Origin of the sequence: Paraburkholderia sp. BL21I4N1 (assembly GCF_002973525.1) — a bacterium.
Classification (GTDB): Bacteria; Pseudomonadota; Gammaproteobacteria; order Burkholderiales; family Burkholderiaceae; genus Paraburkholderia.
Genome location: NZ_PVEN01000014.1, coordinates 193,825 through 201,368 on the forward strand (window position 1 = coordinate 193,825; position 7,544 = coordinate 201,368).

At 64.8% G+C, this 7,544-nt stretch carries 6 protein-coding genes; 4 read left to right on the forward strand and 2 right to left on the reverse strand.

Features of this window, described 5'->3' with window-relative positions; translation table 11 throughout:
- Positions 1–9 precede the first annotated feature (9 nt).
- Entirely contained in the window at positions 10–1,407 is a 1,398-nt protein-coding gene (locus B0G83_RS28625; RefSeq protein WP_105510752.1) for an MFS transporter, read from the reverse strand.
- Between the two features lie 229 nt (positions 1,408–1,636).
- Between B0G83_RS28625 and B0G83_RS38745 the strand changes: the two genes are divergently transcribed.
- Positions 1,637–1,795 (forward strand): hypothetical protein, encoded by a 159-nt coding sequence (locus B0G83_RS38745; RefSeq protein ID WP_181157117.1) that lies wholly within the window; start codon positions 1,637–1,639, stop codon positions 1,793–1,795.
- Positions 1,796–1,940: 145 nt separating this feature from the next.
- Here the strand turns inward: B0G83_RS38745 and B0G83_RS38750 are convergent, their stop codons facing one another.
- On the reverse strand, positions 1,941–2,084 hold the full coding sequence (locus B0G83_RS38750) for a hypothetical protein (RefSeq protein ID WP_181157119.1): 144 nt from the start codon (positions 2,082–2,084) through the stop codon (positions 1,941–1,943).
- A gap of 464 nt (positions 2,085–2,548) precedes the next feature.
- Between B0G83_RS38750 and mprF the strand changes: the two genes are divergently transcribed.
- From mprF to ilvA, 3 genes are all read left to right on the forward strand, one after another.
- Positions 2,549–5,143, forward strand: coding sequence for a bifunctional lysylphosphatidylglycerol flippase/synthetase MprF (gene mprF, locus B0G83_RS28630; protein WP_105510753.1), 2,595 nt, complete (start codon positions 2,549–2,551; stop codon positions 5,141–5,143).
- Entirely contained in the window at positions 5,140–6,405 is a 1,266-nt protein-coding gene (locus B0G83_RS28635) for a virulence factor family protein (protein WP_105510754.1), read from the forward strand. Before mprF ends, B0G83_RS28635 begins: the two co-directional genes overlap by 4 nt.
- Before the next feature lie 273 nt (positions 6,406–6,678).
- Positions 6,679–7,544, forward strand: an 866-nt coding sequence (gene ilvA / locus B0G83_RS28640; RefSeq protein ID WP_105510755.1) for a threonine ammonia-lyase, biosynthetic, incomplete at its 3' end; no start/stop codon positions are given.

Genomic DNA, 7,544 nt, shown 5'->3' on the forward strand with positions numbered 1-7,544 from the left:
AGCCCGTTTTTACCCACGCCCGCCGCGCGCGATTTCCTCACCCGCGCGATGCGGCATGCGCAGCGTGACCGGAATCGACGCGAACGAGCACAGCCCCACCACCAGAAACGCCGGCCAGAAATCCGACCACATCATGCTCGGATGCCCATGCAGCGCGCGCGAAATCTGCAGCACGATCCCGCCCACCGTGACGCCGAGGCCGAGCGACATCTGTTGCACGACGCTGCCGAGGCTCGTCGCGCGGCCCACGTCGCGGCTGGCGATTTCGGCGTAGGTCAGCGAATTCAGACTCGTGAATTGCAAGGCGGGAAAAAAGCCGCCGAGCAGCACCACCAGCCAGATAATCCAGGCCGGCGTGCCGGGGAAAAACAGTCCGCAAGCCGCGATCGAGATGCCGGACAACACGGCGTTGACCACCAGCACCGAACGGAAGCCGAAACGATGCAACACGTTCGACGCGATCACTCGCATGAACATGCCGCCGAATGCCGATGCGCAGGTAATCAGCCCGGATTCGAACGCGCTCATGCCGTGGCCTTCCTGCAGCATCAGCGGCAGCAGGAACGGCAACGCGCCGAGGCCGATGCGAAACAGCGAACCGCCCAGCACGCTTGCCTGAAACGTTGGCACCTTGAAAAAGCGCAGATCCAGCAACGGATGTTCGACGCGTTGCGCGTAGGCGATGTAGCCGAGTAGCAGCACCGCGCCGCACGCGCACATGCCGAACGCGTCCTGATTCGAGATCAGTTCGCCGCCCACCAGTGAAAGCCCGAGCAACAGCAGCACCGCGCCCGCCGCCGACAGCAGAAAACCGATCCAGTCGAGCGGGCCGGGATCCGGCTCGCGCGTATTGGCGATATGCCGGTTGGTCAGATAGATGCCGAGAACGCCGATCGGCACGTTGATGAAGAAAATCAGCCGCCAGTGCAGATACGTGGTGATGAAGCCGCCGAGCAGCGGGCCGGCGGCGGGACCGAGCAGGGCGGGCACGCTCAGATAGTTCATCGCGCGGATGAAGTCGGCTTTGTGCACCACGCGAAAAATAATGATGCGCCCGACCGGCACCATCATCGCGCCGCCGACGCCTTGCACGAAGCGTGCGAGCGTGAAGGTGGCCAGCGAATTCGAGGCCGCGCACAGCAGCGAGCCCACGACGAAAATGCCGATCGCCGTGCGGAAGATGGTGCGTGCGCCGAAGCGGTCGGCCAGCCAGCCACAGACGGGGATGAACACGCCGAGGCCCAGCACGTAGCTCGTCACGGCGATTTTCAGGGTGACCGGATCGCGCCCGAAGTCGCGCGCCATGGCCGGCAGCGCGGTGACGATCACGTTCGCGTCGACGCTCTCCATGAACATCGCACAAGCGACGATGAGGGGCGCGATCATGGCTTTCTGAGCGGCGGTCATGGGCAATGCTGCGGCGGACGGTCGCAGGCAAAGGCGTCATTATTGCACCTGTACGGTGCGGTTTGTTAACAGCGAGCGGCGTTGGTCGCGACCCATTTTGAGATTGACCATTGCCGCGCGGCATCGACACTAGAAGGCGCGCGACTATTATTGATATTTGTTGCGGTGCGGCACGAGAGGGTTATAATCGGGTTATTGCCTAGGTATAAACCCTATACAGGAGTCCGCCATGAACACCGCTTCCAACACCGCCGCCGCCCGTGCCACCGCCACTGCAACCCCCAGCAGCAGCTGGCTCGGCAAGCTGCGCGCTTTGGCGCTGCAGGCGCTGAACATCCATCTGCAAACCTGCGCGATCATGGCCGAGGCGCATCGCCGTCCGCAGTAAAGCCATAGCGCCGCAGTCAGGCCAGCATCACGCGTAGGTCAGCAGGACCACGGAGCGAGGCGCACGAACGCGCCCGCTCAAGCCGCGCCGGGCGCCGCGCTTTCCACCGCGTCGAGGCGCCGCGCGGCCGCGCACCGGTTGCGCATTACTCGTGGTGGGTCTGGGCCCGTACCGCCGACACCGTCGCGCGCTCTTTGGTGGCACGCGTGGATAGGGCGCTCATCAGCAGCGCCATCGACACCAGTCCGACCAGATAAATCCCCGCCATCACCCAATCCTGTTCCGCCATCATCGTTCTCCCTCAAGTGCCGTCGTTCACTCGGCGCATCCAGTGCATTGCACGCTGCCCTTAACCTCGATTACGGCACGCGACGCGCGAATCTTGATCCCGCGTATCGAGGATTAATGCGGGCGCGATCGCGCCATGCGCCGTACATGAAGATGGAATCTTTCGGCCCCTCGTGCCGATTAGCGTTTAAACTTCAGCCCCTTTCGGCCGCAGGGTGTTCGTCAGCTTTCATCGGCCCTTCGGCAAGATCGACCGGTCTGGCCGCCGCGTCCGTGTGGAGCGCGCCGGCCGGTCATGAGCGCCCCGCGTTGCGATCCGCGACCCAGGTTAAATCCCTGCGAACGGGCTGACGCTGTCAACCTTTTCAGTTCGGTGCCGTTATCCATTTGTAATCGCCAGAGTAAGGCGACGCCGCGACCGACGCTCCGTCGTCGCGACTGCTCCACGCAAGGCCCGCATTGACCATGTTCCACCGATATAACAAGACATTCGACCGGCTCGGCGCGCTGCTGATCCGTGCATCGAAGACGCTCGGCAGCCGCGGCATGCTCTCGCCCGTGCTCGCGCTCGTCATCTGCGCGCTGCTGCTGGTCGTTTTGCAACATCTGTCGCAAGCGGTCGACTATCGCTCGGTGATGCGTCAGTTGCGTCATCTGAGCGTCGGCGAGTGGAGCGCCGCGCTCGGCGCGACCGCGCTCAGCTATGTCGCGCTGGTCGGCCGCGACGCGGTCGGCTTGCGCTATCTCGGCACCGCGGTGCCGCGCGTGGCGTTGTGGGTCGGCGCCACCGCGGGTTCCGCGCTCGGCAACGCGACCGGTTTCGGCGCGTTGACGGGCGGCGCGGTGCGCGCGCGCGTCTATGGCGTGACGGGCGTCACGCCGGCGCAGATCGGCCGGATGACGGTGTTCACGAGCGTGTCGCTGGCGCTCGCGCTGGTGCTGATGACGGCGCTCGGCATGGTGGGCGCGGCCGACACGCTCGCGCCCATGCTGCATCTGACGCCGTTCACGCTGCGCTGGAGCGGCGCGGCGCTGCTGATCGCGCTCGCACTGGCGGCGGCCGCATGCCGTCGCGAAACCCGGCCGGTGCGCACGCGCTGGCCGTGGTTGTCGTTCGATATTCCGGCGCGCCGCGACCTGCTCGCGCAAATCGCGCTGGCCGTGCTCGACGTGGTGGCCGCGGGTCTCGCGCTGCGGGCGCTACTGCCGCATGCGGACGTCAGCTTCGTGAGCTTCGTCACGATTTACGCGGCGGCCATGCTGCTCGGCATGATCGGCCACACGCCCGGCGGCGTCGGCGTGTTCGAAGCGGCCATGGTGTTCGCGCTGAACGGCAGCGTGCAGACCCATCAGATGGTTGCCGCGCTGCTCGCTTATCGCGCGATTTACTTCGGCGTGCCGCTGATCGTCTCGGCCGCCTTGCTCGCGGGCTTCGAAGGCCGCGCGTTGAAAAGCCGTTTGCCGTTGCGGCATGCGGCGGGCGTGTCGAAACTCGCGCCGCTGTTTCTGAGTCTCGTCACGTTTCTGGTCGGCGGCATGCTGGTGATTTCCAGCGCGACGCCCGCGTTCTGGCAGCGCATCCTGATTCTGCGCGACGTGCTGCCGCTGTGGGTCCTCGAAAGTTCGCAGATGCTGTGCAGCGTGCTCGGCGTGCTGCTGCTGTTCGTCGCGCGCGGCTTGCTGCGGCGTCTGGACGCCGCCTGGTGGATGACGCTGCTGCTGGCCGTGCTGAGCCTCGGGTTGTCGCTGACCAAGGGTCTCGCGTTCGTCGAGGCGGGCGTGCTCGGCACGCTGATCGCGCTGTTGCTGTCCACGCGGCGGCGTTTCAATCGCCATTCGTCGCTGTTCGCCGAACGCTTTACGTCGGGCTGGCTGGTGTCGATCGCGATGGTGCTGATGCTGGCGGTGTGGGTCATGCTGTTCGCTTTCCGCGACGTGCCATATACGCGCGACCTGTGGTGGCAATTCGCCTTCGACGAACGCGCGCCGCGCGCGCTGCGCGCAACGCTGGCCGCGAGTCTGTTCGCGGCGATCTTCGCGTTCTGGCAGTTGCTGCGTCCGGCTGCGGGCCGCTTCGTCAAACCGGCGCTGGAAGATCTGCACGACGCCGCGCGCATCGTGCGCGCGCAGGAGCGCAGCGACGCCGGCCTCGCGCTGATGGGCGACAAGAGCTTTCTGTTTTCCGAATCGCGCGAAGCCTTCCTGATGTACGCGAAATACGGCCGCACGTGGGCCGCGCTGCACGATCCGGTGGGACCGCGCGAAGAGTGGGCGGGGCTGATCAGCAAGTTCGTCGCGCTCGCGCATACGCACGGCGGCCGCGCCGCGTTCTACCAGGTGCGCGCCAATGCGTTGCCGTTGTATCTCGACGCCGGCCTCACGCTGATGAAGCTCGGTGAAGAAGCACACGTGGTGCTCGACGATTTCGATCTGAAGGGCTCGCATCGCGCGCATCTTCGCTATGCGTTGAAGCGCGGCGAGCGCGACGGTTTCAGCGTCGAAGTGATCGATCAGGCCAACGTGCCGGCGTCGCTCGACACACTGCGCGAGATTTCCGACGGCTGGCTCGACAGTCGCGACGCGCGCGAGAAAAGCTTTTCGGTGGCCGCGTTCACCGACGAATACCTCGCCGCGCAATCCGTCATGCTGGTGCGTCAGAACGGCGAGCCGGCCGCCTTCGTGACCTTCATGACGACGGATATGAACACCGAGGCGACGGTCGGCGTAATGCGTCACGTGGAAAGCGCTTCGTCGTATGCGATGGAATATCTGTTCACGCAACTCGCGTTGCATCTGAAGCAGGCGGGTTTCCGCTCGCTGAGTCTAGGCATCGCGCCGCTTTCCGGCATGCAGCCGACGCCGCTCGCGTCGCGCTGGCACCGGCTTGCCGGCATCGTGTGGCGCTTCGGCGGCCGCTTCTATAACTTCCGCGGTCTGCGAGCTTTCAAGAGCAAGTTCCAGCCGCATTGGGAGCCGCGCTATCTCGCGGCGTCGGGTTCGGTGGGCGTGTTCTTCACGCTTGCGGACCTGTCATTGCTGGCAGGAGGCCGGCGTTCATGACCTTGCAATCGTTTTTCCGGCTCGCCGTTGCGGTAAGCCTCGTCACCGGCAGCACCTTCGCCCATGCGGCAACCACCACCGTGCCTGGCGGCCGTTTCGGCGACGTGACGGTGACGCAACCCACGGGTCCGCTACGCGGCTTCGTCGTGCTGTATTCGCAGGCGAGCGGCTGGAGCGCGGCGGATCAGCAGAGTGCCGAGACGCTCGCCAAGGCGGGCGCGTTGACCGTCGGCGTGGATAGCGCGCGCTATGCGGCGAATCTGGCCGCGACGAAAGAGACCTGCCACAAGCTGGTGGGCGACGCGGAATCGCTGAGCCATCAGCTCGAACGGCAATCGCAATCGGCCCGTTATTTCGCGCCGATCGTCGCCGGTACGGGGCAGGGCGCGACGCTCGCAATGCACGTGCTCGAACAGGCGCCGTCGAATACGATTGCCGGCGCCGTTTCCGTGGATGCCGAGCGCACGCTCGACGCACGCTTCCAGCCGTGCCCGCCGGACCCCACGGTGATTCGCGACAAGGTGCCGGGCTTCGTCGAAAAAGCCACCACGGGTACGGCCGATCGCGCGCGCCTCGTCGCGCTGCTTACGCCGCATCTGCAAGTGCTGCCGACCAGCGACGACGACGTCTCCGATCTGCCGCTGATCGAGTTGCCGGCGGCGCATCCGAACGGCCTGATGGCGATCGTGATTTCCGGCGACGGCGGCTGGCGCGATCTCGACAAGACCATTGCGCTCGCGTTGCAGAAGGACGGCGTGTCGGTGGTCGGCATGGACAGCCTGCGTTACTTCTGGAGCGAGAAGTCGCCCGCGCAAACCAGCCGCGATCTCGCGCGCATCATGCAAACCTATGGCGCGCGCTGGCACGCGCAACATATCGCGCTGGTCGGCTATTCGTTCGGCGCGGACGTGATGCCGTTCGCCTATAACCGCTTGCCCGAGACGCTGAAGTCGAAGGTGTCGCTGATGGCGTTGCTCGGCTTTGCGCCGGACGCCGATTTCCAGATTCGTGTGGGGGGCTGGCTCGGCATGCCGGCGAGCGACAAGGCGCTGAAGGTGCAGCCGGAGTTGGCTCACGTGCCGCCTTCGCTGATGCAATGCTTCTATGGCGAAGACGAGAAGGACACGTTGTGTCCGGTGCTGGGCAAGAACGGCGTCGAAGTGATTCGCACCTCGGGCGATCACCACTTCGGCCGCGATTACAACGCGCTCGAGCAACGCATTCTCGCCTCGTTCAGGAAGCAGAGCGGCCTGCACGATTAATCGCCGGGATGCTCGACGCAGGCCGTCGAGCGTCGTGACGACGGGTTGACAAAGCGTGCCAAGTCAACGAAGATCGCCCACATGAACTGCCTCGACATCCGTATTGCGCTGATTATTAGCATCATTCATCGAATGGTGGGTTAGCGCGCGTCGGTTTGCAGTGACATCGAAGTGACAAACTAACCCGCCCCACGAGGCGGGTTTTTTTATGTCCGCTTGCCTGCCTCCTGGTGCATTTCCCGCTGATTCGTTATTGCCGCACAGGAGCTTGCCTTGCCGTCACACGAACTCACCCAGGTCGCCGAAGCCGCAGAAAGCGTCGCGCTTCGTCACGACTACCTGAAGAAAACTTTGACCGCGCGCGTTTATGACGTGGCCCGTGAGACAGAACTCGAACACGCGCCGAGTCTGTCGGCGCGGCTTCGCAATCCGGTCTATCTGAAGCGCGAGGACAACCAGCCGGTGTTCTCGTTCAAGGTGCGCGGTGCGTACAACAAGATGGCGCACATTCCGGCCGAGGCGCTGGAGCGTGGGGTGATTACCGCGTCGGCGGGCAATCATGCGCAGGGCGTGGCGTTGTCGGCGGCGCGCATGGGGGTGAAGGCGATCATCGTGGTGCCGGTGACCACGCCGCAACTTAAAGTCGATGCCGTGCGCGCGCATGGCGGCCCGACCGTCGAAGTGGTCCAGTTCGGCGAGTCGTACAGCGACGCCTATGGTCACGCGGTGAAGCTGCAGGAAGAACGCGGCTTGACCTTCGTGCATCCGTTCGACGATCCGTATGTGATCGCCGGACAAGGCACGGTCGCGATGGAGATTCTCAGCCAGCATCAGGGACCGATCCACGCGATCTTCGTGCCGATCGGCGGCGGTGGACTCGCCGCGGGTGTCGCCGCGTATGTGAAATCGGTGCGTCCGGAGATCAAGGTGATCGGCGTGCAGACCGACGATTCGTGCGCCATGGCCGTCTCGCTGAAAGCGGGTGAGCGCGTCACGCTAAGCGAAGTGGGTCTGTTCTCGGACGGCACGGCGGTGAAGCTGGTGGGCGAAGAAACCTTCCGCCTGTGCAGCGAATATCTCGACGACGTACTGCTCGTGAACACCGACGCGCTCTGCGCCGCCATCAAGGACGTGTTCCA

Bases quoted from the DNA above. Each gene is read 5' to 3' on its own strand.
- B0G83_RS28635 (WP_105510754.1), top strand. From the start codon at position 5,140: ATGACCTTGCAATCGTTTTTCCGGCTCGCCGTTGCGGTAAGCCTCGTC.
- B0G83_RS38750 (WP_181157119.1), bottom strand. From the start codon at position 2,084: ATGGCGGAACAGGATTGGGTGATGGCGGGGATTTATCTGGTCGGACTG.
- B0G83_RS38745 (WP_181157117.1), top strand. From the start codon at position 1,637: ATGAACACCGCTTCCAACACCGCCGCCGCCCGTGCCACCGCCACTGCA.
- mprF (WP_105510753.1), top strand. From the start codon at position 2,549: ATGTTCCACCGATATAACAAGACATTCGACCGGCTCGGCGCGCTGCTG.
- B0G83_RS28625 (WP_105510752.1), bottom strand. From the start codon at position 1,407: ATGACCGCCGCTCAGAAAGCCATGATCGCGCCCCTCATCGTCGCTTGT.